Here is a 25,966-nt window from a genome sequence, read left to right as displayed (position 1 = left end):
TCGGGTCATGTTCACATCGGCGACCACGAACAGCACCGAGACTCACGGCACCGAGACGCACGGCAACGCCCGCACCGATGACCGCACAGCCGACCTCACCCTGCCGCCGGGGCGTATGCACCAGGCGCTGTGGGTGTCCGACGATCCGATCACCGACCCCGCGCTGTACCTGGCCTGCGTGGCGGCGTTTCCGCGCACGGGCCGCTGGCCGGTCCTGATCCCCCACGACCCGCGGTTCGAGGCGGCCGGGCAGGACTGGATCGACGACCGGCCCTGGGACGCGCCCAGCGATGACGTCGTCGGCCGCGAGGACCCCGGCGACGTGCTCCGCTCCTGGTGGCGCGGGCCCTGCTGCGACGGCACGTGCCTGGAACCGTTCGGTGCCGAGTTCCCCGGGCTCGCGCGGCGGTCCCCGCGCAAGTCGGACCCGCTGGCCGAGGCCGGCAACACCGGTTCCCGCCTGGTCGCGGGCGGCGGCCACCGGCTCGGCATCACCGAGGCCGCCCGGCCCGCCGACGTGCCCGCGGCGCTGGGCTGGCAGGGCATGCTCCGCACCACCGACCGCGCGGAGCTGGTGTCGACGGTGCTGCGCAGCTGGGAGGACCGGTTCGGTGCGACGCTGATCCGCCTCGGCTACGACGAGATGACACTGTCGGTCGCGGCACCACCGAAGACCCGCCACCGCGCGGAGCTACTCGCGGCCGAGCACCGCGCGTTCTGCCTCGACCAGTTCACCGCCCAGCCGGACACGCTCAGCGGCGTGGCGGGCGGCCTGGTCGGCGACCGGCTGTGGACGTTCTGGTGGGAGTGAGGGCCACGGTGGCAGCCTGGGGACATGGGTGCCGCCACTCACGGCAGTACGAGACGGTCCCCGGCGCGGGGGCGACGCGCCGGCCGTGCGGATCGGCACGTCGGGTTGGGTCTATCCGCCCTGGCGGGGAAGGTTCTACCCGCCGGGCCTGCCGCAGCGCCGCGAACTCGAGTACCTGGCGAACCGCATGGGGTCCGTCGAGATCAACGGCTCGTTCTACTCGCTCCAGCGGCCCGAGCGGTACCGCGCGTGGTTCGAGCAGGTGCCCGACGACTTCGTGTTCGCGGTGAAGGGCGGCCGCTTCATCACGCACATGAAGCGGCTGCGCGAGGTCACCGAACCGCTCGCCAACTTCTTCGCCTCCGGGGTGACCGCCCTCGAACACAAGCTGGGCCCCTTGCTGTGGCAGCTGCCGCCGACCCTGCAGTTCGACCCGGACCTGCTGGCGGACTTCTTCCGGCACCTCCCCCGCAGCACGGGCGCAGCGGCACGCCTGGCCCGCGACCACCACACGGTGCGTTTCGAGCCCCGGACGAGCGTGGAAACGGATCGACCGCTCCGCCACGCCCTCGAGGTACGACACCCGAGCTTCGCCACGGCCGAGGCCGTGCAGCTCCTGCGCGAGCACGAGATCGGCCTCGTCGCCGCCGACGCCGCGGACGAATGGCCGCAGCTGGAGGACGTCACGGCGGACTTCGTCTACGTGCGACTGCACGGCTGGGAGCAGCTGTACGCAGGCGGCTACCCCGACACGGAACTCGATGGCTGGGCCGAGAAGGTGCTGGCGTGGCGGGCCGGGAAGTCACCGCGTTCGGACCGCACAGTCGCGAGCGCCGCACCGAGACGGGCCCGCGACGTGTTCGTCTACTTCGACAACGACCAGAAGGTGAAGGCACCCGACGACGCGATACGACTGGCGCGCAGGGCGGGCGTCGAGGTCACACCGCCGAACGCGGACGGCGGCGGTTCATCCGCCGAACGCGAGTCTTCGTAGCCAGCCTCCTGCGATCCGGTCTCCTGGAACGCCGGCTCCCGGGCGGCCGGCTCGGAGCCGGACGCCCGGAACGCCGACTCTGCGAACGCCCGGGGTTACGCCGCGGACGCCCACGACTGGGACACGACACGAACCCGGGCGCCACGCGGTCACGCCGGTGCGGTGTGACCCTGGTCCGCCTGCTGGGCCAGCTGTTCGACCATCTTCTCGCAGAACGCGGGAAGATCGTCCGGATTGCGGCTGGTCACCAGCCGCCCGTCGATCACAACCTCTTCGTCCACCCATTCGGCGCCTGCGTTGCGCAGGTCCGTCTGGAGGCTCGGGTACGACGTGAGCCGCCTGCCCCGGATCACGCCCGCCTCGGCGAGCGTCCAGGGCGCGTGGCAGATCGCCGCGACGGGTTTGTCCGCGTCGAAGAACGAGCCCACGAACCGAACCGAGGCCGGGTCGGTGCGAAGCAGATCGGGATTCGCCACGCCGCCCGGCAGCACGAGGCCGACGTAGTCGTCCACCGAGGCCTCCGAGACCGGCTTGTCGGCACGGAACACATCGGCCTTGTCCAGGTGGTTGAAGGCCTGCACGTCGCCGTACTCGAACGAGATCAGCTCGGGCAGACCCTCGGCGTCCTGCACCGCCTTCCACGGCCTGGTCAGCTCGACCTGTTCAACGCCCTCGGGCGCCACCAGGAAGGCCACTCGACGGCCACTGAGCCTGCCTGTCACGGTCACCACTCCTCTCGTGTCGGTTCGGTCCGCGCGTACCCGGCCCGGCCGACCCGCGAAACTCCGTCGGACAATGGTTCGTGTGAGCGACAAGGGGAACGGGGTCGACGCGTCCGGTGTGTTCGCGCTCCCCCTGCGGAACCGGTTCCGGGGAATCACGGTGCGCGAAGGTGTGCTGCTGCGCGGACCTGCGGGATGGGGCGAGTTCAGCCCGTTCCGCGACTACGACGACACCGAATCGGCTTCGTGGCTCGCAGCTGCGGTCGAGGCGAGCCGGGTCGGCTGGCCCGAGCCGGTCCGGGACTCGATCGAGGTCAACACGACAGTGCCGGTGGTCGCGCCGGACCACGCTCACGAACTGGTCTCGTCGTCGGGCTGCCGCACGGCGAAGGTGAAGGTCGCCGACCCGCGGTCGACGCTCGCCGACGACTGCGCCCGGCTCGAAGCGGTACGCGACGCGCTGGGACCACGCGGGGCGGTGCGCGTGGACGCGAACGCCGCGTGGGACGTCGACACAGCAGTCCGTGCACTCGGCGAGCTGGACCGGGCGGCGGGCGGGTTGGAGTACGCCGAACAGCCGTGTCCCTCGGTGCCCGAGCTCGCCGAGGTCCGGCGGAAGGTGGACGTGCGGATAGCAGCGGACGAGTCGATCCGGCGTGCCGAGGACCCGCTGCGCGTGGCCGTGGCCGGTGCCGCCGACGTGGCGGTGGTGAAGGTCGCCCCGCTGGGAGGTGTGCGCCGGGCACTCGACGTGGCCGAGGCGTGCGGCCTGCCGTGCGTGGTGTCGTCGGCGGTCGACAGCAGCATCGGCCTCGCCGCGGGGCTCGCGCTCGCCGGTGCGTTGCCCGAGCTCGAGTTCGCCTGCGGGCTCGGCACCGCGAGTCTGCTCACCGCTGACGTGACGAGCTCGCCGCTGTCACCCGTGGCCGGTCGGCTTCCGGTGCCGCGCACCGCCCCGGAGCCGGACCTGCTGGCCGCTCACTCGGCCGACCCGGAAACCACGCGCTGGTGGCAGGACCGCCTCTGCCGGGTCGGCGCGATCCGCTGACCCGCTGCCCCCGATCCGCCGCCCCGCCGAACCCGGCGCCGGCGAGTCGGAGGTTCGCAGGACCGCGGGCGGCACCGGGCACTCCGGAGGCGGACGCTCCCGTCAGACGGCAGCCTCGTCGGCGTACGGATCGGGGCCCTCTCGGACGGGCAGCGTCGCGAACGCCTCGGGTGGATCACGCCACGGGTCGGCGGGCGCGCCGTTCTGCGCCTCACGGATCGCCTGCCACACCCGCTGCGGTGTGAGCGGCATGTCGATGTGCCGCACACCGAGGTGCTTGACGGCATCGACCACGGCGTTCTGCACGGCGGGGGTGGAGCCGATCGTCGCCGATTCACCGATGCCCTTGGCACCCAGCGGGTTCAGCGGCGAATCGGTCTCGGTGTTCGACGCCTCGAGCATCGGCACCTCCATCGCCGACGGCACGAGGTAGTCGGCGAGCGTGCCGGTGGACGGGTTTCCGTCCTCGTCGTAGGTGTAGTGCTCCCAGAGCGCCTGCGAGATGCCCTGCACCGCACCGCCGTGCTGCTGCCCGCGCACCAGCAACGGGTTGAGCACGCGCCCGCAGTCGTCGACGGCGATGTGCCGCGTCGGCGTCACCTTTCCGGTCTCCGTGTCGACATCGACCACCGACACGTGCGCCCCGAAGGGGAAGGAGGCACCGTCCGGCGTGAAATCGGTGTCGGCGGCGAGGGTGGTGCCGTTCTCGGCCGCGTAGGTTGCCAGCTCGGCCCAGCTGACGGTCGCACTCGGCACGCCCAGCACCCCGAGTCCGCCGTCGCCCGTGACCTCGATGTCCTCGACGGCCGCTTCGAGCTTCGTGGCCGCCAGCTCCTTGGCCTTCTCGACGAGCAGTTCGCTGGCCTCCCTGACGGCGCTGCCACCGATCTGCAACGACCGCGAGCCGCCGGTACCGCCACCACGCGGGACCTGTGCCGTGTCCGATTGGAGGAAGTCGATCCGCTCCAACGGGATACCGAGCGCGTCGGAGGCGAGCATCGAGAACGACGTCGGGTGGCCCTGGCCGTGCCCAGAGGTGCCGACCTTGATCGTGGCGCGCCCGTCGTCGGCCATCTCAACCGCGGCGAACTCACTGGTGCCCCCGCCGGTGATCTCGACGTACGTGCTCACCCCGATCCCGAGCAGCGTCGTCTCGCCCGCGTCGACACGACGCTGCTGTTCCTTGCGCAGCTCGTCGTAGTCGGCGGCCCGCAGCGCCTCGCGCAGCGGCAGGTCGTAGTCGCCCGAGTCGTACGTGGCCCCGACGAGCGTCTCGTACGGGAACTGGTCGGGCTGCAGGAAGTTCTTGCGGCGCAGCTCGACCGGGTCCATCCCGAGCTCCGCGGCGCCCACGTCGATGATCCGCTCCAGCATGGCCGCCGCCTCCGGCCTGCCCGCGCCGCGGAATGCACCGGTCGGCGTCGTGTTGGTCAGCGCCGCGATGGAACCGAAGCTGATCTTCGGGATGCGGTACACACCCTGCGACATCAGGCGTGTGGGGCCGAGCGCGAACCCGCCGCCGAAGCCCGCGTAGGCGCCGCAGTCACCGATGACGTTGCAGTGCAGCCCGGTGATCGTGCCGTCCGATTTCAGGCCCAGCTCGGCGTACTGCACCTGGGCGCGGCTGTGCGGCATCGCCTGCAGGTTCTCCGAGCGGGTCTCCACCCACTTCACGGGCCTATCCAGTCGCAGCACCGCGGCGATGACGACCTGGTGTTCGGCGATCATGCCGATCTTGCCGCCGAATGCGCCGCCGACGTGCGGGGTGACCAGGTGGATCCGGTCGGCGTCCATGCCGAACTGCTTGGCCGCGACCTGCCACGCCACGTGCGGCATCTGGGTCGACACGTGGATCGTCAGGTCGTAGTCACCACCGAGATACCCACCACCCGGTTCGACGGCGATCGCGTTGCCCTCCATCGGCACGACCGCCACGCGCTGGTTCTCGATCCTCGCGCGCGCCACGACGTCGGCGTCCGCGAGGATGTCCGCGCCCGCCTCGTCCCGTTCGCCCGCCGCGATGTTCGACCCCAGATCCGGGAACTGGAGCGGCGCGTCGTCGGCGAGCGCGTCCTCCGGATCGGCGACGACGGGCAGTGGCTCGTAGTCGACGTCCACCAGTTCCACGGCATCGGCCGCGGCCGCGGCCGTCTCCGCCACCACGGCGGCGACGGCGTCGCCCACGAACCGCACCCGCTCGCTCGCCAACGGCATGCGCACGCAGTCGGGGTTGACGACCATCAGCTGGCGCACCGGCGACAGGTCGAGGTCCGCGGCCGTGTAGACCGCCAGTACCCCGTCGGCCTGTTCGGCTTCGCCGGTGTCGATACCCGTGATCTCGGCGTGGGCGAACGGCGAGCGCACGAACGCGATGTGCGCGGCGCCCGGGATCGGCAGATTGTCGACGTAGGTGGCTTCTCCGCGCAGCAGCTCGGGGTCCTCGACCCGCCGCACCTCGGTTCCGAGCACAGATCCAGGCATGTGACCGACACTAACCCCGTGGCGTTGATCATGCCTAGGGATCACGATCCGGCAGCGCGCCCATCCCCCGAACAGCGGAAGCAGTGGTGCAGTCCCCAACCGGTCCGGGCCCATCGCCACAGCCGCGGACAGCCCGTCGATGAGGTGGCGGTCCGAAGACGGGCGGGCGCAACACGGCCCCGCGAGCGCGCAACACGGCCCCGCGAGCGCGCAACACGCGCGTCCGGGGGCAGATACAACGAGCCCCGGGGCACTGGGTGCTCCCGGGGCTCGTTGTGGCTTCAGGCCTGAATCACATCATGCCTTCCATGCCGCCCATGCCGCCCGTGGGGTCGGCACCGGCGCCAGCGTTCTTCTCCGGTTTGTCCGCGACCACGGCTTCCGTGGTCAGGAACAGGCCGGCGATCGAAGCAGCGTTCTGCAGCGCGGAACGGGTGACCTTCGCCGGGTCGAGCACGCCGGCGGCGATGAGGTCCTCGTACTCGCCCGTGGCGGCGTTGAGGCCCTGGCCCTGCGGCAGGCCCTTGACCCTCTCCACCACGACGCCGCCCTCGAGACCGCTGTTGACGGCGATCTGCTTGAGCGGGCCCTCGACGGCGACCTTCACGATGTTCGCACCGGTCGCCTCGTCGCCCTCGAGCTTGAGGCCGTCGAAGGCAGCCTTGGACGCCTGCAGCAGAGCGACGCCACCACCGGCGACGATGCCCTCCTCGACGGCGGCCTTGGCGTTGCGCACCGCGTCCTCGATGCGGTGCTTGCGCTCCTTGAGCTCGACCTCCGTGGCGGCGCCGGCCTTGATGACGGCAACGCCGCCGGCCAGCTTCGCCAGGCGCTCCTGCAGCTTCTCGCGGTCGTAGTCGGAGTCGCTGTTCTCGATCTCGGCGCGGATCTGGTTGACCCGGCCCTGGATCTGCTCCGCGTCGCCGACGCCGTCGACGATCGTGGTCTCGTCCTTGGTGACGACGACCTTGCGGGCCTGGCCCAGCAGCGAGATGTCGGCGTTCTCGAGCGTGAGGCCGACGTCCTCGCTGATGACCTGACCGCCGGTGAGGACGGCCATGTCCTGCAGCATCGCCTTGCGGCGGTCACCGAAGCCCGGGGCCTTGACGGCGACGGACTTGAAGGTGCCGCGGATCTTGTTGACGACCAGCGTGGCCAGGGCCTCGCCCTCGACGTCCTCGGCGATGATCAGCAGCGGCTTGTTGGTCTGCATGACCTTCTCGAGCAGCTGCACCATGTCCTTGATGTTCGAGATCTTCGATCCGAACAGCAGGATGTACGGGTCCTCGAGCACGGCTTCCTGACGCTCGGCGTCGGTGGCCATGTAGCCCGAGACGTAGCCCTTGTCGAAGCGCATACCCTCGGTGAGCTCGAGCTCGAGGCCGAAGGTGTTGGACTCCTCGACGGTGACGACGCCTTCCTTGCCGACCTTGTCGAGCGCCTCGGCGATCAGGTCACCGATCGTGCGGTCGGCGGCCGAGATCGAGGCGGTGGCAGCGATCTGCTCCTTGGTCTCGACCTCGTGAGCGGCCTTGTGCAGCTGCTCGGTGACGGCCTCGACGGCCTGCTCGATGCCCTTCTTGAGGGCGACCGGGTCGGCACCGGCGGCGACGTTGCGCAGGCCTTCCTTCACGAGGGCCTGGGCGAGCACGGTGGCGGTAGTTGTGCCGTCACCCGCGACGTCGTCGGTCTTCTTGGCGACTTCCTTGACGAGTTCGGCCCCGATCTTCTCCCACGGGTCCTCGAGCTCGATCTCCTTCGCGATCGAGACACCGTCGTTGGTGATCGTCGGCGCGCCCCACTTCTTTTCGAGCACGACGTTGCGGCCACGCGGGCCGAGAGTCACCTTGACGGCCTCGGCGAGGGTGTTGAGCCCGCGCTCGAGTCCGCGGCGGGCGTCCTCGTCGAACGCAATCAGTTTGGCCATTGGGGTGTGGTCCTCCGGTAATCGGACACGTCACAGGCCAGGCTCGGTGCCCGCGACGGACGACCAGCCCGGGATCTCCCGGACGTGGCCTCACCGTCCCGACCTTCAGGCGCCGGTCGGCGACCGGCTACCTAGCACTCGACGGTGCCGAGTGCCAATCTCGTGTTTAGCACTCTCCGGGTGAGAGTGCAAGAAAGGGGGTCCCCCGACACTCCTCCGCGCCGACCCGGAGCCTCATTCCCCGAAACAGATTGACACGGTCGTACCAGAAACGCTTCGATCCCGCGTATGGAGCGATACCTGGTCACCGGCAGCGCGGGCCACCTCGGCGAGGCCGTCGTGCGCAGCCTGCGCGCACGCGGCGACGACGTCGTCGGCCTCGACATCCTCGACTCGCCGTTCACGAGCGTCCCCGGCTCGATCACCGACCGCGACGTCGTGCGCCGAGCCCTCGACGGGGTCACCCGCGTCCTGCACACCGCGACCCTCCACAAGCCGCACGTCGGGTCGCACACGCGGCAGGACTTCGTGGACGTCAACGTCACCGGCACGCTGACGGTCCTCGAGGAGGCCGCCGCGGCCGGAGTCCGGAGTGTGGTGTTCACCAGCAGCACGAGCGCGTTCGGCCGCGCACTCACCCCCGCACCGGGCGAACCCGCGGCGTGGATCACCGAGGACGTCCGTCCCGTGGTGCGCAACGTCTACGGTGCCACGAAGATCGCCGCCGAGGACCTGTGCGAACTGCTGGCCCGCGAGCTGGACCTGCCCGTGGTTGTACTGCGCACGTCGCGGTTCTTCCCCGAGGGTGACGACCGAGGCGACGTGCGGAACGCCTTCGACGACACGAATCTCAAGGTCAACGAGTACGCCTACCGTCGCGTCGACCTCGAGGACGTCGTCGACGCGCACCTTCTCGCAGCCCACCGCGCACCGGAGCTGGGATTCGACCGGTTCATCATCAGCGCCACGACGCCGTTCACGCGGGCCGACACCGCCGAGCTCGCCACCGACGCCCCGGCGGTGTTCGCCCGCGTGCTGCCGGACGTGGCCGAGCGGTACGAGGAGTGGGGCTGGCGGATGCTGCCCACACTCGACCGCGTCTACTCGAACGAACGCGCGCTCACGGGGCTCGGCTGGCGGCCTCGCTACGACATCCGCGCCGCCGTCGAACTGGCCGGCACCACCGGAACGGCGCGCAGCCCGACCGCCCGCGCCGTCGGCGCCAAGGGCTACCACCCGGAACCGACGGGCGTGTACACGACCTGAACTGCCACGGACTCAGTTCTCGGGCTCCACCGGAATGGACTTCGGCGGAGCTTGCCCCGACGAGGCCTCGCCGGTCGGCGCGGTCTGCGAACCGCCGGGGCCGACCGGGATCTCCGGCACCGAACTCGACGTGCCCGGGTCGCCGCCGGAGCCGCCGCCCTCGCTCTCGTCGTCCCCACCGGTCAGCAGGACGATCGCCACCACGACGCCGGCGATCACGACGACGGCGAGCCCTGCCCACAGCCACCACTTGCCGCCGCCACTCCTGCCGCCGCCCTGCCCACCGGGGCCACCGGGGCCGCCGGGGCCACCGGGGCCACCCGGACCACCGGGGCCGCCGGGGCCGGGAGGCGGAAAACCTCCGGGTGGCGGGCCGCCCGCGGGCATTCCGGGCGGCGGGGTGCCGAAGCCGGGCCGGCCGCCCTGCGGCGGCCTGCCCATTCCGGGAGGCGGGTTCTGCGCCGGGTTGCCCGGCGGCGGAGTTCCGTGGGGCGGCTGTCCGGGCCCGCCGGGGCCGTACGGACCCGGCCGTCCCGGCCCACCGGGGCCCGGCTGTCCTCCCTGCGGTCCGTACGGACCGGGCTGTCCCGGCTGCTGAGGATGCACCAGGCCTCCCTCTCCCTGTCGCGAAGCCGTGTTCTGCCGTACCGCCGTACTGCCCGGCGACGCATTCTGGGACGCAACCGCGTGCCGGGACGCTCCGGCTCCGTGGCCACCGTCTCGGAGACCGCCCGCTTCCCCGAGAACGCCCTGTTCCCGAATCGCCCCGTGGTCGACTCCGGACGGCGGGGTCGCAGCCTGTCGGGCGGTGACCTGTTCGGTGATCGGAGTCCCGGACGCCCGGCCGTTGCCTGCGGGGAGTCCGTTCATCCCGTCCGCCGCGGCTCCACCGGCGACGGCACCAGCTGCGGCACCGCCCGCCCCAGTTCCACCCGCCCCGGCACCCGCGCCCGGGGTCTCACCCGCCAGTGCCTCGCGCGCGGCGGCGATCAGCTCGACACAGCAGGTGTAGCGCTCTCCGGGCCGCTTCGCCATACCCCTGCGCACGACGTTGTCGATGCGGTCACCGAGGCTCGGCACGGCGCGGGACAGCGCCGGCGGTTCGCGGTTCAGGTGGCCCGCGATGACGGTCTGCACGTCGCCGGTGAACGGCGGCCTGCCCGCCAGGCAGGAGTAGAGCATGCAGGCGAGCGCGTACTGGTCGGTGCGGCCGTCGAGCTGTTCGCCGCGGAGGTGTTCCGGCGCTGCGTAGGTGGGCGAGCCGAGGAAGTCGCCGCCGCGGGACGTTCGCGTGGCGGCGCCGCGTTCTGTGAGGCCGAAGTCGGCGAGGTAGACGTGTTCGAGACGGTCACGCGCCCGCTGTCTGCTCGTGACGAGCACGTTCGCGGGCTTGACGTCGAGGTGCACGAGCCCGTCCCGGTGCAGGGTGTCAAGGGCGTCGGCGACCTGATCGAGCAGGCCGACGGCCCGCGCCGGGTCCATGGGGCCGTCGCCGCCGAGACCGGCGAGGTCGGCGCCGTCGACGTAGCGCATGGCGATGTAGAGCAGCCCGTCGAGTTCGCCGAAGTCGTACAGCGGCACGATGTTGGCGTGGTCGACGGCCGACGTGTTGCGGGCCTCGTCCACGAACCGGTCACGGAACTCGGGGTCCGCGCCCGTGTCATCGCCGATGATCTTCAACGCGACGCGGCGACCGAGGCGCACGTCCGTGGCCTCGTAGAGCACGCTCATGCCGCCGCGGCCGAGCACACCGTCGATGCGGTAGTTGCCCAGCTGCCGACCGGTGAGGTCCCCCGACACATCGCCTGACACAGCGCGCAGCCTAGCGGTCGGACCGCTGGTCGGACGCGAAGTGTCGGAAAGCCCCGGCCACCGCCTCGCCACTGTCGAGAACCGGCGAACCGGGAACGGACCGCCGCGCGATGCGCCGGAGGATCCCCGGTCGAGAAGAAAAACGGGAGTTACGAGACCTTCTTGACGTCGGCAGCCTGACTGCGGCCGTCCCGCCCCGCGGTGATCTCGAACTCCACCCGGTCACCCTCGTCGAGAGTGCGGAATCCTTCTGCCTGAATCGCGGAGTAATGCACGAAAACGTCGGGCCCCTCCGGGGACTCGATGAAGCCGTAGCCCTTTTCCGCGTTGAACCATTTGACCGTGCCGACTGCCACGGCGTCCTCCTTGTAGCAAACCGAAAAACGCTCCGAGCACAGCCTGTCTGCGCTCCAAGCGTCGATCACGCTACCGGAATCACACGGCTCGGCAATGGTCAATTTGCGGTAACGGGTTCGCCGACATCTCGTCGCCCGACGTGCGCGGTGAGTGACGCCCACGAGAATCGGGTTCACCCACATAGACCACGACGAACGTTGAAAAGTGAAGAACCCGCGCGGCGAACTCCCCGGAAAACGGGGAAAATCAGCGTCTGGCCTGGATCAGAACCGTACCCGGACCGGCGAAATCCAGAGCCAGCCCCTGCCCGGTGCGCACGGACTGTGGCCCCGCCGGATCGACAGCCCGCAACCGGACCTGGATCGTGTCCGGATAAGCGACCAGGAACGCGGGCCGCACCGTGACCATCTCGCCCCCCTCGAGGTTGAGCAGGTCGACCGGGCCCTTCGCGCTCAGCACGAGCGAACCCGCCCCGCCGTAGTGCTCGAGGAACCCGTGATCGCCGCCGAACAGGTGCTGCAACCCGGGCCACGTCGCGTCCCGGCGGATCGACGCCGGCCGCGCCAGCACTCTCGACTCCGGCACGGTGGAGACACACCAGCCGCTGCGCCCGTCGAAGCCGAGCGGGTAGACGTCGCCGGGCGTCTCCGGGGCGAGGTCGACCCAGCCGCCGCCGGACGGCGCGGTCAGCACCGTCGGCTCACCGCGCACGGGCCGGGAGACCGACACGCCGAAGCTGCTCGCCATGATCGCTTTCGCGGGGGCCTGCACCGCCTCACCCTCGGCGAGCACGATGCGGGCGACACCGAACGTCGGCGTGTGCCGGGTGTGGACCTCCATGCCCTACCGTCCGGGCACCTGCTGCACGACCCACGCCGCGAGGGCCGACGGGTTCCGGGTCTGGGTCATGATCTGGCCGGGGCCTGCGAAGTCGAACACCAGGCCCTCACCGCTCTTGGCACTCTGCACCATGCCGCCGGAGATCTTGCGCAGCTGCGACTGGACCGTCTCCGCGTAGGCCACCACGTGCCCGGAGTCGATCGTGACCATCTCGCCCGGCTGCAGGTTCACGACCTCGAGCGCGCCGTAGCACGACACGAGCACCGGCCCCTGGCCCGCCGCGTACGTCAGGAAGCCGCCCTCGCCGCCGAACAGGTTCTTGAACCCGCCCCACTGGGTCTGCAGGTTGACGGTGTGGGCCGAGGCGATCCACGACCCGCGGGTGATGCACCAGCCCATCCGGCCGTCGAGATTGATCAGTTGCAGGTCACCGGGCAGGCACGCCGCGACGTCGACCCAGCCGCCGTTCTGGGGCGCGGTGTAGGTGCTGATGAACATCGACTCGCCGCCGAACACGGCTCGCCCGAGCCCCTTCATCACGCCGCCCTGGGTGGACGCCTGCACCTGCACGCCGTAACTCGTCGCGACCATCGCGCCCGCTTCGACCTGGACGGGCTCGCCCGGGGCGAGCATGATGCGCCCGACCGCGAACGACGGCTGATGCCGCAGCTGTACCTGCACGAAACCTCCCCTGGGTGACACGAAGCCCGCCTCCCTGTGGGCTCCGAGCGGGGAGAGTCTGACACAGCCACCATCGGCGAGGAGGATGACCGGCGTGATCTCCGTCGACGAACACCGCGCACACGTGACCGAACTGCTGGGCAGGAGGCCCGCGGTGAGCAGGCCCGTCACCGAGTGCGCCGGACTGATACTGGCCGAGGACGTCGCGGCGACCGTGTCGCTGCCGCCGTTCGACAACTCCGCGATGGACGGCTATGCCGTGCGCTCCGACGAGGTCGCGGGCGCGAGCGAGGACGCACCCGTCGAGCTGAGCGTCGGGACCGACATCCCCGCGGGCCTCACCGACGTACCCGCACTGCCGCCCGGTACCGCCCACCGCATCATGACCGGCGCCCCCATGCCCGAGGGCGCCGACGCCGTGGTGATGGTCGAACGCACCGACGGCGGCACGTCGCGCGTACGGATCCACGCCGAGTCGGCGCCGGGCGCCCACGTGCGCCGCACCGGTGAGGACGTCGCGGTGGGGACCGTCGCGCTCGAGGCGGGCACCCTGTGCGGGCCCGCCCAGCTGGGCCTCGCCTCGGCCGTCGGCAGGGACACCCTCGCGGTGTTCGTGCCGCCGCGGGTGCTCGTGGTGTCGACCGGCACGGAGCTGGTGCTCCCCCCGGAACCGCTCGTCCACGGCCGGATCTACGAGTCCAACAGCGTCATGCTCGGCGCGGCACTGCGGGCACTGGGGTGCGAGGTGCACACGGTCCGCAGCGTCGCCGACGACGTCGACAGCTTCCGCGCGGCCATCGAACCGTGGCTCGCCGACGTCGACCTCGTCGTCACCTCCGGCGGTGTCAGCGCGGGCGCCTACGAGGTCGTCAAGGACACGCTGACCGGGGCGGGTGTGACGTTCACGAAGGTCGCCATGCAGCCCGGCGGCCCCCAGGGGTGCGGCACGTGGGACGGCGTCCCCGTCGTCACGCTGCCCGGCAACCCGGTGAGCGTGCTGGTGTCGTTCGAGGCGTTCCTGCGGCCCGCGCTCCTCTCCTCGCTCGGCCACGCCGATCCCGACCGCACCGTGATGCGCGCGCGACTGCTCGAGACGCTCACCTCGCCGCGGGGCAAACGCCAGTTCCGCCGCGGCTTCTACTCGCACCCGGACGGGGACGTGACGGGTGTGGTCGGCCCGCGCGGCGGCCCGGCCTCGCACCTGCTCGCAGCGCTGTCGCAGGCCAACTGCCTGATCGTGCTCGACGAGGACACCACCGAGGCGCCCGCGGACTCCGAGGTGGATGTGATGCTGCTCTGACGGAGGTGAGGCGGCCACCGGAGCGCTACCCGAGCGGAGTAGCGTGGTCGCGTTCGAGGTTCACCTACGCGAACGGAACGACGGCACACATGGCTTCCGACGGCATACCGGCGTCCACGGCTGACCAGGCTTCCGGGGCCTCCAAGATCTCCGGAGCACTGGGCCACGCCGCGGCGCTCACCAGGGAAACGCTGCCGCCGATGCATCCGGCCGGCAGACCGTTCGTGCTCGGCGGTCTCGCCGCGACGCTCGCCTTGCGCAAGGTGTCGGCGGGCCTCGGTGTCATCGCCGGGCTGGGCACGCTCGCGACGGCGGCGTTCTTCCGCGAACCGCACCGGGTGCCGCCGCAACGCGAGGACCTCGTCGTCGCCGCCGCGGACGGCACCGTGTCGCTGGTCTCCGACGCCGTGCCGCCCGCCGAGCTCGGCCTGCCCGACCAGCCGCGCACCCGCGTGAGCGTGTTCCTCTCGATGTTCGACGTCCACGTGCAGCGCATGCCCGTCAGCGGCACCGTGGAACGCGCGGCCTACCGGCCGGGCAAGTTCCTGTCCGCCGACCTGGACAAGGCCAGCGAGGACAACGAGCGCAACTCGCTGCTGCTGCGCACCGACGCGGGCCGGGAGGTGGTGGTCACGCAGATCGCCGGGCTGGTCGCGCGGCGCATCGTGTGCCAGGTCGCCGAGGGCGAGCGCCACGACGTCGGGACGACCTACGGGCTGATCCGCTTCGGTTCCCGGGTCGACACCTACCTGCCGCCGGACAGCCGCGTCCTCGTCCGCGAGGGCCAGCGCACCATCGGCGGCGAAACCGCCATCGCCGAAACCGCCCCCGCTGCGAGGGACTGACCCGTGATGTCGCGGACCACTCCCGGCGTCCGGCTGCTGCCGAACGCCATCACCGTGCTCGCCCTGTGCGCGGGCCTTTCCGCCGTGCAGTTCGCCCTGACCGGCGACTACGTGCTGTCCATCGGCGCCATCGGCGTTGCGGCGATCCTGGACAGCCTCGACGGGCGGATCGCCCGCCTGCTCGACGCGTCGTCGAAGATGGGCGCCGAGCTCGACTCGTTGTCCGATGCGATCTCGTTCGGCGTCGCCCCCGCACTGGTGCTGTACGTGTGGCTGCCCGGCGACGACCGGTTCGGCTGGGTCGTCGCGTTGATCTTCGCCGTCTGCATGGTGTTACGGCTGGCCCGGTTCAACACGCTGCTCGACGAGGACCAGCCACCGTTCGCGAACGAGTTCTTCGTCGGCGTGCCGGCTCCGGCGGGCGGGCTGACGGCGCTGCTGCCGGTGATCGTCACGCTCGAGTTCGGCACCGGCTGGTGGTCGTCGCAGCCGGCGGTGTGGCTGTGGACGGTCGCCACGGCGACGTTGCTGATCAGCCGCATCCCCACGCTGTCGCTGAAGAAGCTGCGCGCACCCGCCAAGGCGGTCGCGCCGCTGCTCGTGGGCGTCGGACTGCTCGCGGCCGCGGTCATCCAGTACCCGCTGATCGCGCTCGCGGCGGCGCTGGTGCTGTACCTGGCCCACATCCCGTACGCGGTGCGGCGATACCACTGGCTCGCCGCGCACCCCGAGGCGTGGGACGTGCCGGGACGCGAGCGCCGTGCGATGCGCAGAGGACTGCGCGGACAGCGACGGCTGGGGCTGCGCAGGCCGAGACTGCGCCAGGTGGCCGGTGCCGCGCGCCGGGCCGTCCAGCGCTCGGACGGGTCCGGGACCGGACCCACCACCCCGCACGTGTCACGGGTGTATCCGCCCGCCGACCCGGCGCGGACCTCGTCCCGCAAGCGTGGGTGGCGCCGCATCGGCCTCCGCCAACGCGAACGCTGACCGCAGGCGGCCACCCGCTGCCACGCTCCGGCCGCGCTCGGCACGCTCCGGTCGCGCGAGAGGGGAAGTTTCGGGGCGCCCGCTCGCCGGCCCGACCACCACCCCTCATGGACACGCCGGCGCGTGGCTGTGTTCACACCTCCTAGAGTGGCGGCTGTGACGTCCTCCGCTCAGCTCACGCTCACCGTCCGGCACACCCCGTCCGCACTCGACTCACGTCGTGGGGTCGTCCGCCTGCACCCGGAGGTGCTCGACGCCCTCGGCCTGCGGTCCTGGGACGCGGTGCGGCTCACCGGCGCGCGCGCGAGCGCCGCACTCGCCGCGCCTGCCGACGACGGCGTCCCCGGGGTCGTGCTGGCCGACGACGTCACGATGTCGAACCTGGGCGTCACCGAAGGCTCCGAGGTCGTCGTCGCACCGTGCGCCGTGACCGTCGCACGGACGGTCACGGTGTCCGGTTCCCGGCTCGCCACGATGTCGGTCACCGCCACGACGCTGCGGCACGCGCTTGCGGGCAAGGTGCTGACCGTCGGCGACGCCGTGTCGCTGCTCCCCCAGGACCTGTCGCCGCCGCCGGGAACGGACGTGGCGGCGGTCCGCGGCACGCTGTCCCGCACCGTCGGCGCGACGTGGACGACGGAACTGCTCACCGTCACCGCGACCGACCCGTCGACGGGTCCCGTCGTGGTCGGCCAGTCCACGGTCGTGCGCTGGCGCGGCGACGACACCGCACCCGCCACGGAGACGGTCACCGACACCCGGGGCGCCGCGGCGCAGGCACAGTCGACCCCGTTGCAGTCGGCGCCCGCCGGTACCGCCTCCTCGGCCGCCACCGAGCCCGCGGCCGGGCCCGACGTCGCCGAGATCGCCGTGACCGAGCCGTCCGCCACCGCCGACACGGTTCCGGTGTCCGAACTCGCGGGCCACTCCGCCGCAGCCCGCACCCTCGCCGAGTGGTTCGACCTCGCCTTCCACCGGCCGGAACTGCTCGCCAAGCTCGGCACGTCGTCGCGACTGGGCGTCCTGCTCGCCGGACCCGAAGGCGTCGGTAAGGCCACGCTGGCACGGTCGGTCGCCCACGCCGAGAAGATCCGGGTCGTGACCCTTGCCGCTCCGACGCTCGCGGTCCTCGAACCCGACGCCGCACTGAACCGCCTCGCCCGCGCCGTCGAGACCGTCACATCCGGCGACGGTTCGGGCGTACTGCTGCTCACCGACGTCGACGCGCTGCTTCCGGCCCATCAGCAACCGCCCGTCGCGACCGTGCTCCTCGACCGGATCCGGCACGCGCTCAGCGAACCGGGATTCGCCCTCGTCGCCACAACCGCACACCCTGAGTCGGTCGACCCGCGCCTGCTGGCCACCGACCTGCTCGACCGGGAACTCACCCTCTCCCAGCCGGATGCGGGTGTGCGCACCGAACTGCTGCGCATTCTGTTCCGTGACGTCCCGGTGGAGTCCGATGTGGATTTCGGGGCGGTGGCCGAGCGCACGCCCGGGTTCGTGGCCGCCGACCTGCTGGCCCTACGCCGCGACGCGGCCGTCCGCGGCGCGCTCCGCCAGCGCGACGACGACATCGCGAGCGGCGCAGAGCCCACCATCGCCCAGCAGGACCTGGTCGACGCACTCTCGTCGGTCCGTCCGATCTCGATGTCCGAATCGGACACCCTCGCCACCGGCGGGCTGACACTCGACGACGTCGGCGGTATGGACGACATCAAACAGTCCCTCACCGAAGCCGTGCTGTGGCCGCTGCGCTACCCGGACTCGTTCGCACGCCTCGGCGTGGCACCGCCCCGCGGCGTGATGCTGTACGGCCCGCCGGGCAACGGCAAGACGTTCCTCGTGCGCGCGCTCGCCGGAGAGGGTGCGCTCAACGTGTTCGCCGTCAAGGGTGCCGAGCTGATGGACAAGTTCGTTGGCGAATCGGAACGCTCCGTGCGTGAGCTCTTCCACCGGGCCGCCGAGGCCGCACCGTCACTGATCTTCCTCGACGAGGTCGACGCACTCGCGCCGCGCCGCGGCCAGGGCAGCGACTCCGGTGTGGCCGACCGGGTCGTCGCCGCGCTGCTGACCGAGCTCGACGGGGTCGAACCGTTGCGCGACGTCGTCGTCCTCGGCGCCACGAACCGGCCCGAGCTCGTCGACCCGGCGCTGCTCCGGCCCGGCAGGCTGGAGCGGCAGATCTACGTGCCGCCGCCGACGGCGGAGGCCCGCGCGGACATCCTGCGCTCGGCCGCCAAGAACACGCCGCTCGCCGACGACGTCGACCTCGACGAGCTCGCCACCGCCCTGGAACGTTACTCGGCGGCCGACTGCGCGGCCCTGATCCGCGAGGCCGCACTGACCGCGATGCGCGAATCACTCGAGGCCACGGAGGTCACCGCGGCGCACCTCGACAAGGCGCGCAGCGTCGTCCGCCCGTCACTCGACCCGCAGCAGCTCGCCGACCTGGAGGAGTACGCCGGCAACCGGTGACACGGCTCGCGATCCGTCGCGGCGCAGTTCCGGGGGTCAGCGGTGCCAGGGGTCGGGGGTTCCGGGGGTCAGCGGTTCTGGCTCAGCGGTTCTGGGCGTAGTCCTTCGTCACGATCACGATGACGCCGGGGCTCGAGTCCTGGATGCCGTTGAACCGCTTCGCGGACTGGATGCCGAGGTCCGAGGCGAGCGCACGGGCCGCGTGCTCCTCATCGGTGCCGGGGCGGAAGTAGGCGGTGCTCTCCGGGATGACGCCGTCGGAGTAGTTCGACTCCTCGACGACGTTCCAGCCCTGCGCCCGCAGGTCGTCGGCGGCCGTGCGCGCCAGTCCGCGGATCGTGGAGTTGTTGTACACCCGCACGTGGACGGACTTGATGTTCACCTTCTGGTTCTCGCCACCGTTAGCGGTGCCGCCGTTGCCGCCGCCGTTGCCACCACCGTTACCGGAACCGTCCGCAGACCCGCCGGCGCCGCCTCCGTCGGCGCCGTCTCCGCCGTCGCCACCGCCGTTACCGGAGCCGTCACCGTTACCGGAGCCGTTGCCATCGGAGCCGTTGCCGTTCTCACCGCTACCGTCACCGTCACCGTTACCGGAGCCGTCGCCCGAGCCGTCCCCGGAATCCGGCTGCTGAGCGTCCGGCGAACCGGACTGCCCGCCGTTGCCGTTGCCGTTGCCGGGCGCGTTCGTCTCCGACGTCTCCTGCGCGGCAGGGTTCGGGTCGTCGCCGCCCGTCACCAGGGTGACTCCGCCGATCACCGCCGCGATCACCGCGACCGCCAGCAGGCCGAGCCCGGCGGCGCGCACGGGCCTGGACAGACCGTCGAAAATGCTCATGACAGCTCAATCCCCAACCGGCGCGCCGCACGCACCCGCTGCCGGGACGCGCGGGCCTTCCTAAGCCGCTTCACCAGCATCGGGTCGGCCCGCATGGCGTCCTGTTTGTCGATAAGTCGATTCAGAATCTGGTAGTAACGCGTCGGCGACATCGCGAAGAGCTCACGGATGCCCTGCTCCTTCGCGCCCGCGTACTTCCACCACTGCCGCTCGAACGCGAGCACCTCGCGCTCACGCTCCGTGAGCCCGTCGCCCGCTCCGGCGCTGTCCGCCGGTGAGGACTCCATCGGCGACGACGATGTACCGTTGTCCCCCGTCGACTCCGCGGCGTCCATGTGGCTCCTCGCAGGCGTTCTCGGCGAATAACACGGATGTGGTTTCCGCAGGCGCCATTAGATCACGCAGGACCACCATCAGTGGTGTAACCCGGCCCCGGCGCGTCCCGTCACGGCGTCCCGTCACAGCGTCCCGTCACAGCGACATCACCCACCGTCGCCGGTTCCGACCCGGCCACCACCCCCGATCAGCGGCTTCGCCGTCTTCCCGCCCGTCGCCCGACCGCCACCCCCCAATGAGTCGCTCCGCGACGCTGCTTCAATGGGTCGGGTGAGCATCCATCCCATCGTCATCGCCGGTGACCCCGTGCTGCACAACCCCACTCGCGAGGTGACGGAGTACGACGACAAGCTGGCCGCACTCGTCGACGACATGTTCGAGACGATGTACGCGGCCGAGGGCGTCGGACTGGCGGCCAACCAGATCGGCCTCGACCTGCGCCTGTTCGTGTACGACTGCCCCGACGACGAGGGCGTGCGACACAAGGGTGTCGTGGTGAACCCGAGGCTCGAGACCTCCGAGATCCCGGAGACGATGCCCGACCCGGACGACGACTGGGAAGGCTGCCTGTCCGTACCGGGCGAGGCGTACCCGACCGGACGGGCTTCATGGGCGAAGGTGACCGGATTCGACGCCGACGGCAAGCCCGTCGAGGTCGAAGGCACCGGATACTTCGCCCGTTGCCTGCAGCACGAGACCGACCACCTCGACGGCTACATCTACCTCGACCGGCTCACGGGCAGGTACGCCCGCGCGGCGAAGAAGATGCTCAAGAAGAACGATTGGACGGCGGCGGGCAACAGCTGGCTTCCCCCGAGGGAGCCGTAACACCCGGACACTCCCCGCCGGAACCGCCCTCCACGGCGGGATTCTCCGGTCGACACCCATCCGGGCGGGCGTTCGCGACGGAATTCGCGGGCGCCCGCCTGTTGCTTGTCGCGGCCCATGCTGGCATGGTCACTGACGGAATAAGTACATCGAACGCGGGAGCTCGCGCCTTGGCGGGCTGAGAGGGCGACTGGGGCCGACCCGGTGTCGCCGACCGCACGAACCTGACTGGATAATGCCAGCGTAGGGAGTGAATGTCGTTGCCGACGCCTGTTTCCGACAATTCCGCCGTGTCCACGGCCTCCGAGTCGAACGGCGGCCCCGCCGCCTCCGCCACGAACTCCACGGTTCCGAACTCCGCCGTCACCACCGGGCCGATCGAGGGTTCCGCGAAGGCGTACGTGCCCACCGAATCCGGCCTTCAGGTGCCCGTACGCCGCATCTCGCTGACCAACGGCGAACACTTCGACGTCTACGACACGTCCGGCCCCTACACGGATTCCGACACCGTCATCGACGTCCACAGTGGACTTTATCCGCTGCGTCGCGGCTGGGCGTCCGAACACCGGACGCAGCTCGAGTGGGCACGCGACGGAGTGACCACTCCGGAGATGGAATTCATCGCGGTCCGCGAAGGAGTCTCCGCCGAGTTCGTCCGGTCCGAAGTGGCCTCCGGACGGGCCGTGATTCCGGTCAGCCGCAGGCATCCGGAGTCCGAGCCGATGATCATCGGCAAGAACTTCCTCGTGAAGGTCAACGCGAACCTGGGCAACTCGGCCGTGACGTCGTCGGTCGAGGAAGAGGTCGAGAAGATGGTGTGGGCGACCCGCTGGGGCGCCGACACGATCATGGACCTGTCCACGGGCAAACGGATCCACGAGACGCGGGAATGGATCCTGCGCAACTCGCCGGTTCCGGTGGGCACCGTGCCGATCTACCAGGCCCTCGAGAAGGTCGACGGTGAACCCGAGAAGCTGACGTGGGAGCTGTACCGCGACACGATCATCGAGCAGTGCGAACAGGGCGTCGACTACATGACCGTCCACGCGGGAGTGCTGCTGCGCTACGTCCCGCTGACGGCCCAGCGGGTGACGGGCATCGTCTCCCGCGGCGGTTCGATCATGGCCGCGTGGTGCCTGGCCCACCACCGGGAGTCCTTCCTCTACACGCACTTCTCCGAGCTGTGCGAGATCCTGCGCTCCTACGACGTCACGTTCTCCCTCGGTGACGGATTGCGCCCGGGATCGATCGCCGACGCCAACGACCGCGCGCAGTTCGCGGAACTCGAGACGCTCGGCGAACTGACCCACATCGCCCGCGACCTCGGCGTGCAGGTGATGATCGAAGGTCCCGGTCACGTGCCGATGGACAAGATCAAGGAGAACGTCGAGCTCGAGGAGGAGCTCTGCGGCGAGGCCCCGTTCTACACGCTCGGCCCACTCGCGACGGACATCGCACCGGCCTACGACCACATCACGTCGGCGATCGGCGCGGCGGAGATCGCCCGCCACGGCACGGCGATGCTGTGTTACGTCACGCCGAAGGAGCACCTCGGCCTGCCCAACCGTGACGACGTGAAGACCGGCGTCATCACGTACAAGATCGCGGCACATTCCGCGGACCTGGCGAAGGGCCATCCGCGCGCACAGGAGCGGGACGACGCGTTGTCGAAGGCGCGTTTCGAGTTCCGCTGGATCGACCAGTTCAACCTGTCACTCGACCCCGACACCGCGCGTGCCTACCACGACGAGACCCTTCCGGCCGAGCCCGCGAAGACCGCGCACTTCTGTTCGATGTGCGGGCCGAAGTTCTGCTCGATGCGCATCACCCAGGACATCCGTGCCTACGCGGAAGAACATGGACTGTCCTCTGTGGAAGCGATCGAGGCGGGGATGCAGGAGAAGTCGGAGGAGTTCACCTCCAGCGGCGGCCGCGTCTATCTTCCGGTGGCTGAATGACCGCCGGAAGCTCCGCGAACGCGGTCGGTGCGACGCACGCGCCGCCGACCGCACTGACGATCGCGGGCTCGGACTCCGGCGGCGGCGCGGGTATCCAGGCGGACCTGCGGACGTTCTTCGCCTGCGGCGTGCACGGCATGACCGCGGTGACGGCCGTGACCGTGCAGAACTCGCTCGGTGTCGAGGACTTCGCCGAGATTCCGGCGAACGTCGTCACCGCGCAGATCCGGGCGGTGACCGGTGACATGGGCGCCCGTGCCGCCAAGACGGGCATGCTGGCGACGGCAGAGATCATCACGGCCGTCGCGAAGACCCTCGGCGACGTGGGGATCGGCCGCGACACGGCCGTTCCCTTCGTCGTCGACCCGGTGGCGGCCTCGATGCACGGCGATCCGCTGCTGCGCGAGGAAGCGCTGGAGGCGATCCGCACCGAACTGCTGCCACGCGCCACACTCGTGACGCCGAACCTCGACGAGGTCCGCCTGCTCACCGGCATCGAGGTCACCGACGCCGCGAGCAGAGGTGCCGCCACCGACGCGCTGCTGGCACTCGGCCCGCAGTGGGTGCTGGTCAAGGGCGGGCACGACACCGGGCCACGCTGCGTGGACCTGCTCTCCGACGGCACGACGCACGTGGAACTCGACGGCCCGCGCCACGACACCCCACACACGCACGGCGGCGGCGACACGCTCGCGTCGGCCGTCACCGCGTCGCTGGCCAAGGGCGCCGACGTGCCCACGGCCGTCCGCGAGGGCAAACGCTTCATCGAACGCTGCGTCGCCGACGCCTACCCCATGGGCGGCGGCATCGGGCCCGTCTCCCCGTTCTGGCGCCTGGACACCGAAGCCTGACGACCGTGTTGCGGATCCCCGGGGCCGTGCTGCGGCTCCCGGGGACCGCGTCGCGGTTCCTGGGCGCGTGCCGGTCAGCGGGCGAACACGCCCACGCCGTTGGCGACCGCCCTGGGCTTGCCGTCGGAGGGCACGTTGCGGACGATCGCCCGCTCGTCGCCGGGCTCGCGGGTGACGAACGTCGACGAGCCGCCGCCGTCCAGATTGACGCCGTCGACCGCCCCGAACGACCGCAGCAGGTCGGCGAGCTCGGCCACCGTCATGCCGGCGCTCTCGGCCGACCGGCCGTCCACGACCGTCAGGTAGGCGGTGCGGCCGTCGGCGCTGACTCCGGCGGCCGTCCGCGGGGCGAGCACGCCGGTGTCGAGACCGGCCAGGGGTGCGCCGTCACGCAGGATCGGGAACCCGCCGACGGCGAAGGCGAACGGCGGCGCGGGCTCGTCGGCGTCCAAACCCGAGCGCACCCGCACCCGGTCGCCCTCGTCGAGCGCCTCCAGTTCGGCGGCGCCGTCCTCGCGTCCCACCAACACCGTCGCCTCGGCCGGAATCCGTCCCTCACCGGGCTCGTCCCGTTCGGCCACGACGACACCGCGCTTCACCACCACCTCCTCGGTCTCGTCGCTGCACGGTGCCTGTCGGTTCGTGTCGGTGCCGCAGGTCGGCCGCACCCGGCTCATCGGTCCCCATTCGGAGGTGTACACGCCGACGCCGTTCTCCGGCAGCGCGTACTGGTTCATGCCGTCGACGTCGAAGGCGCCGCCGTTGGTGCGGACCGTGCCGGTCACGTCGAGCGTGGACACGCGCGCCGTGCCGTCGACGCCCACGCCGAACACGTCACGCGTCGACGTGCCGTCGGGCAACGCGGGGCCGAACCGTTGCCCGTCCGGCACGGCGCCCTTGAGCGCGTCGCCTCCCGCGATGGCGGGCCCGACCGACGATCCCGTCGGCTCGACGCCCTCGTGCGAGTCGCTGATGTTGAAGAAGTCGCCGTTCACGCCCGCGAGCGCGCCCTGTGCGTTCGCCATGTCGGGAATCTCGGCCCGCTCTGCGACGACATCGGGGTGCAGCAGGCCGAGCCGCGCCTTCCGCACATCGACGGTGAGCACGTGGCCCCGGACGGCGCCCGCGGCGGTGTCGACCGTGAACGGCCGGTGGGTGACGCCGGGAGCGAGCGTCACGGACGACTCGGCGGGGTTGGCGGGCGAGGCCGTCGCGGCCGGCGGCGCGGCGACACCACCGAGCAGCACCGCACACGCGGCGGAGGCGGAAGCGAGGGAGCGGGATACCTGACGTGTCGAGGTCATGCGACGAAGGCTGGCAGCGCCCGACACCGAGCATGTGATCGTCGTCGGACCGCCCGCTGAAACACCGGTGAACGAACGCGCTCACGACCGGCGGAGGTCTGAACCGGAAAAGTTCTGCCAACGGTCCGGCGACGCCCACGGCGCCGGGTCGCCCGGCGGCCCCTCCGCACCGATCAACCCGCCACGGCGGCGCGCAACCCGCGACGGCGCGCCGATCAACCCGCCACGGCGGCGCGCAACGCAGGCAGGGTCTGCAGCGTCTCCGCGATCGTCGTGGTGCTCGCAGACCACGAGCCGGCACCGACCGCGATCACCTGCAAGAACCGGCCGTTCACGCTGTGTTCATCCCTACGCCCACTGGCCCGATCGTCGGCGCAGCAGCGACACTGGAGGGATGACCACCCGACCTCCTGCCGCGCTGACGATCGCCGGTTCCGACTCCGGCGGGGCCGCGGGACTGCAGTCCGACCTGCGCACGTTCCTGACCTGCGGAGTGCACGGGCTCGTCGCCGTAACGGCCGTGACGGTGCAGAACACGCTCGGCGTCCACGACCGGGCCGATATCCCGGCACGCGTCGTGTCGGGTCAGATCGCCGCCGTGGCCGCGGACATGGGCGTCGACGCCGCGAAGACGGGCATGCTGGCGTCGGCCGAGATCATCCACGAGGTCGCCGACGCCTGCGACGACGCGGGCATCGGCCGCGACGCCCGCGTACCGTTCGTCGTCGACCCCGTGGCGGCGTCGATGACCGGCCACCCGCTGTTCGACGACGGCGGACTCACCGCGCTACGTGAGCGCCTGCTGCCGCGCGCGACGGTGCTCACGCCGAACCTCGACGAGGTACGCCTGCTGACCGGCATGGACGTCACCGGGCGGGCCCAGATGCGGGACGCCGCGCTCGCGCTGCACGACCTCGGACCGCGATACGTGCTGGTCAAGAGTGGCCACCTGGTGCACGACCGCGAATGCGTCGACCTGCTCTACGACGGCTCCGAGTTCGTCGAACTGCCGGGCCCGCGACACGACACCCCGCACACCCACGGCGCGGGCGATGCGATGGCGTCGGCGTTGACGGCGGGACTCGCGCGCGGCATGTCGATGGTCGACGCGGCCCGGTTCGCCAAGGCGTTCGTCACCAAAGCCGTGGAGCACTCCTACCCGATGGGCGCGAAGATCGGCCCGGTGTCGGCGTTCTGGCGACTCGCACCCGAGGAGTCCGACGGCGACGCCTGACGGTGCGACCCGGCAGCAGACGCGGGCCGGGCAACCGCACCTCAAGGTTCGCTGAGGTTCGCCTCCGCTAC

At 71.1% G+C, this 25,966-nt stretch carries 22 protein-coding genes and 1 riboswitch; of the genes, 12 read left to right on the top strand and 10 right to left on the bottom strand.

What is annotated here, in order from left to right:
* Positions 1–7: 7 nt before the first annotated feature.
* Both FHS23_RS06510 and FHS23_RS06505 read left to right on the top strand, forming a co-directional pair.
* Positions 8–811, top strand: coding sequence for a DUF4253 domain-containing protein (locus FHS23_RS06510; protein ID WP_183649285.1), 804 nt, complete (start codon positions 8–10; stop codon positions 809–811).
* Between the two features lie 91 nt (positions 812–902).
* On the top strand, positions 903–1,805 hold the full coding sequence (locus FHS23_RS06505) for a DUF72 domain-containing protein (protein ID WP_183651040.1): 903 nt from the start codon (positions 903–905) through the stop codon (positions 1,803–1,805).
* A gap of 149 nt (positions 1,806–1,954) precedes the next feature.
* On the opposite strand, the gene FHS23_RS06500 is transcribed toward FHS23_RS06505, so the two are convergent.
* A complete protein-coding gene (locus tag FHS23_RS06500) occupies positions 1,955–2,533 on the bottom strand; it encodes a DJ-1/PfpI/YhbO family deglycase/protease (protein ID WP_183649282.1) in 579 nt (192 codons plus the stop codon).
* Between the two features lie 67 nt (positions 2,534–2,600).
* On the opposite strand from FHS23_RS06500, the gene FHS23_RS06495 reads away from it, so the two are divergent.
* On the top strand, positions 2,601–3,575 hold the full coding sequence (locus FHS23_RS06495; RefSeq protein ID WP_183649279.1) for an o-succinylbenzoate synthase: 975 nt from the start codon (positions 2,601–2,603) through the stop codon (positions 3,573–3,575).
* 102 nt (positions 3,576–3,677) lie between these two features.
* Here the strand turns inward: FHS23_RS06495 and FHS23_RS06490 are convergent, their stop codons facing one another.
* Both FHS23_RS06490 and groL read right to left on the bottom strand, forming a co-directional pair.
* A complete protein-coding gene (locus FHS23_RS06490; RefSeq protein WP_183649276.1) occupies positions 3,678–6,056 on the bottom strand; it encodes a xanthine dehydrogenase family protein molybdopterin-binding subunit in 2,379 nt (792 codons plus the stop codon).
* Between the two features lie 292 nt (positions 6,057–6,348).
* Complete coding sequence (gene groL / locus FHS23_RS06485) at positions 6,349–7,983, bottom strand: chaperonin GroEL (RefSeq protein WP_183649273.1); 1,635 nt, start codon at positions 7,981–7,983, stop codon at positions 6,349–6,351.
* A gap of 288 nt (positions 7,984–8,271) precedes the next feature.
* Here groL and FHS23_RS06480 point away from each other — a divergent pair, with 288 nt between their 5' ends.
* Positions 8,272–9,249 (top strand): NAD-dependent epimerase/dehydratase family protein, encoded by a 978-nt coding sequence (locus FHS23_RS06480; protein WP_183649269.1) that lies wholly within the window; start codon positions 8,272–8,274, stop codon positions 9,247–9,249.
* A 12-nt stretch (positions 9,250–9,261) separates the two neighbouring features.
* Here the strand turns inward: FHS23_RS06480 and FHS23_RS06475 are convergent, their stop codons facing one another.
* From FHS23_RS06475 to FHS23_RS06460, 4 genes are all read right to left on the bottom strand, one after another.
* A complete protein-coding gene (locus FHS23_RS06475; RefSeq protein WP_343053681.1) occupies positions 9,262–11,061 on the bottom strand; it encodes a serine/threonine-protein kinase in 1,800 nt (599 codons plus the stop codon).
* Positions 11,062–11,210: 149 nt separating this feature from the next.
* Positions 11,211–11,417 carry a cold-shock protein gene (locus tag FHS23_RS06470; RefSeq protein WP_030532335.1) on the bottom strand — a complete coding sequence of 69 codons (207 nt, stop codon included), beginning with the start codon at positions 11,415–11,417 and terminating at the stop codon, positions 11,211–11,213.
* A 247-nt stretch (positions 11,418–11,664) separates the two neighbouring features.
* Positions 11,665–12,258 (bottom strand): AIM24 family protein, encoded by a 594-nt coding sequence (locus tag FHS23_RS06465; RefSeq protein WP_183649267.1) that lies wholly within the window; start codon positions 12,256–12,258, stop codon positions 11,665–11,667.
* Between the two features lie 3 nt (positions 12,259–12,261).
* Positions 12,262–12,939, bottom strand: a complete 678-nt coding sequence (locus FHS23_RS06460; RefSeq protein WP_183649264.1) for a TIGR00266 family protein — start codon at positions 12,937–12,939, stop codon at positions 12,262–12,264.
* 85 nt (positions 12,940–13,024) lie between these two features.
* On the opposite strand from FHS23_RS06460, the gene moeA reads away from it, so the two are divergent.
* From moeA to FHS23_RS06440, 4 genes are all read left to right on the top strand, one after another.
* Positions 13,025–14,239 carry a molybdopterin molybdotransferase MoeA gene (moeA, locus tag FHS23_RS06455; RefSeq protein ID WP_183649260.1) on the top strand — a complete coding sequence of 405 codons (1,215 nt, stop codon included), beginning with the start codon at positions 13,025–13,027 and terminating at the stop codon, positions 14,237–14,239.
* Between the two features lie 89 nt (positions 14,240–14,328).
* Positions 14,329–15,084: a phosphatidylserine decarboxylase gene (locus FHS23_RS06450; RefSeq protein ID WP_183649257.1), complete on the top strand. Its 756-nt coding sequence runs from the start codon at positions 14,329–14,331 to the stop codon at positions 15,082–15,084.
* A 6-nt stretch (positions 15,085–15,090) separates the two neighbouring features.
* Positions 15,091–16,071 carry a CDP-diacylglycerol--serine O-phosphatidyltransferase gene (gene pssA / locus FHS23_RS06445; RefSeq protein ID WP_183649254.1) on the top strand — a complete coding sequence of 327 codons (981 nt, stop codon included), beginning with the start codon at positions 15,091–15,093 and terminating at the stop codon, positions 16,069–16,071.
* Positions 16,072–16,227: 156 nt separating this feature from the next.
* Positions 16,228–18,549, top strand: a complete 2,322-nt coding sequence (locus FHS23_RS06440; protein WP_425501087.1) for an AAA family ATPase — start codon at positions 16,228–16,230, stop codon at positions 18,547–18,549.
* 82 nt (positions 18,550–18,631) lie between these two features.
* Here the strand turns inward: FHS23_RS06440 and FHS23_RS06435 are convergent, their stop codons facing one another.
* Complete coding sequence (locus FHS23_RS06435) at positions 18,632–19,384, bottom strand: LytR C-terminal domain-containing protein (protein ID WP_183649248.1); 753 nt, start codon at positions 19,382–19,384, stop codon at positions 18,632–18,634.
* Positions 19,381–19,719 carry a DUF3263 domain-containing protein gene (locus FHS23_RS06430; protein WP_183649245.1) on the bottom strand — a complete coding sequence of 113 codons (339 nt, stop codon included), beginning with the start codon at positions 19,717–19,719 and terminating at the stop codon, positions 19,381–19,383. Before FHS23_RS06430 ends, FHS23_RS06435 begins: the two co-directional genes overlap by 4 nt.
* Positions 19,720–19,990: 271 nt before the next feature.
* Here FHS23_RS06430 and FHS23_RS06425 point away from each other — a divergent pair, with 271 nt between their 5' ends.
* The 3 genes from FHS23_RS06425 (at position 19,991) to thiD (FHS23_RS06415) (ending at position 23,357) form a co-directional block, all read left to right on the top strand.
* Positions 19,991–20,548 (top strand): peptide deformylase, encoded by a 558-nt coding sequence (locus FHS23_RS06425; RefSeq protein WP_183649243.1) that lies wholly within the window; start codon positions 19,991–19,993, stop codon positions 20,546–20,548.
* Between the two features lie 145 nt (positions 20,549–20,693).
* A riboswitch (TPP riboswitch) is annotated at positions 20,694–20,815 on the top strand.
* Positions 20,816–20,925: 110 nt separating this feature from the next.
* Positions 20,926–22,506 (top strand): phosphomethylpyrimidine synthase ThiC, encoded by a 1,581-nt coding sequence (thiC, locus tag FHS23_RS06420; protein ID WP_343053753.1) that lies wholly within the window; start codon positions 20,926–20,928, stop codon positions 22,504–22,506.
* A complete protein-coding gene (gene thiD / locus FHS23_RS06415; protein WP_183649236.1) occupies positions 22,503–23,357 on the top strand; it encodes a bifunctional hydroxymethylpyrimidine kinase/phosphomethylpyrimidine kinase in 855 nt (284 codons plus the stop codon). Before thiC ends, thiD (FHS23_RS06415) begins: the two co-directional genes overlap by 4 nt.
* A gap of 74 nt (positions 23,358–23,431) precedes the next feature.
* On the opposite strand, the gene FHS23_RS06410 is transcribed toward thiD (FHS23_RS06415), so the two are convergent.
* Entirely contained in the window at positions 23,432–24,661 is a 1,230-nt protein-coding gene (locus FHS23_RS06410) for a phosphodiester glycosidase family protein (RefSeq protein WP_183649232.1), read from the bottom strand.
* Between the two features lie 394 nt (positions 24,662–25,055).
* On the opposite strand from FHS23_RS06410, the gene thiD (FHS23_RS06405) reads away from it, so the two are divergent.
* Positions 25,056–25,895: a bifunctional hydroxymethylpyrimidine kinase/phosphomethylpyrimidine kinase gene (gene thiD / locus FHS23_RS06405; RefSeq protein ID WP_183649228.1), complete on the top strand. Its 840-nt coding sequence runs from the start codon at positions 25,056–25,058 to the stop codon at positions 25,893–25,895.
* Positions 25,896–25,966: the final 71 nt, after the last annotated feature.

It is taken from the genome of Prauserella isguenensis (genome assembly GCF_014191605.1).
Classification (GTDB): Bacteria; Actinomycetota; Actinomycetes; order Mycobacteriales; family Pseudonocardiaceae; genus Prauserella; species Prauserella isguenensis.
Note: the sequence above shows the minus strand (reverse complement) of the source record. Positions and strands in the feature narration are given on the sequence as shown.

Coding starts and splice junctions, on each gene's coding strand:
- FHS23_RS06510 (WP_183649285.1), top strand. CDS start 8: ATGTTCACATCGGCGACCACGAACAGCACCGAGACTCACGGCACCGAG.
- FHS23_RS06495 (WP_183649279.1), top strand. CDS start 2,601: ATGGTTCGTGTGAGCGACAAGGGGAACGGGGTCGACGCGTCCGGTGTG.
- FHS23_RS06490 (WP_183649276.1), bottom strand. CDS start 6,056: ATGCCTGGATCTGTGCTCGGAACCGAGGTGCGGCGGGTCGAGGACCCC.
- groL (WP_183649273.1), bottom strand. CDS start 7,983: ATGGCCAAACTGATTGCGTTCGACGAGGACGCCCGCCGCGGACTCGAG.
- FHS23_RS06480 (WP_183649269.1), top strand. CDS start 8,272: ATGGAGCGATACCTGGTCACCGGCAGCGCGGGCCACCTCGGCGAGGCC.
- FHS23_RS06465 (WP_183649267.1), bottom strand. CDS start 12,258: ATGGAGGTCCACACCCGGCACACGCCGACGTTCGGTGTCGCCCGCATC.
- moeA (WP_183649260.1), top strand. CDS start 13,025: ATGACCGGCGTGATCTCCGTCGACGAACACCGCGCACACGTGACCGAA.
- FHS23_RS06450 (WP_183649257.1), top strand. CDS start 14,329: ATGGCTTCCGACGGCATACCGGCGTCCACGGCTGACCAGGCTTCCGGG.
- pssA (WP_183649254.1), top strand. CDS start 15,091: ATGTCGCGGACCACTCCCGGCGTCCGGCTGCTGCCGAACGCCATCACC.
- FHS23_RS06435 (WP_183649248.1), bottom strand. CDS start 19,384: ATGAGCATTTTCGACGGTCTGTCCAGGCCCGTGCGCGCCGCCGGGCTC.
- FHS23_RS06430 (WP_183649245.1), bottom strand. CDS start 19,719: ATGGACGCCGCGGAGTCGACGGGGGACAACGGTACATCGTCGTCGCCG.
- thiD (WP_183649236.1), top strand. CDS start 22,503: ATGACCGCCGGAAGCTCCGCGAACGCGGTCGGTGCGACGCACGCGCCG.
- FHS23_RS06410 (WP_183649232.1), bottom strand. CDS start 24,661: ATGACCTCGACACGTCAGGTATCCCGCTCCCTCGCTTCCGCCTCCGCC.
- thiD (WP_183649228.1), top strand. CDS start 25,056: ATGACCACCCGACCTCCTGCCGCGCTGACGATCGCCGGTTCCGACTCC.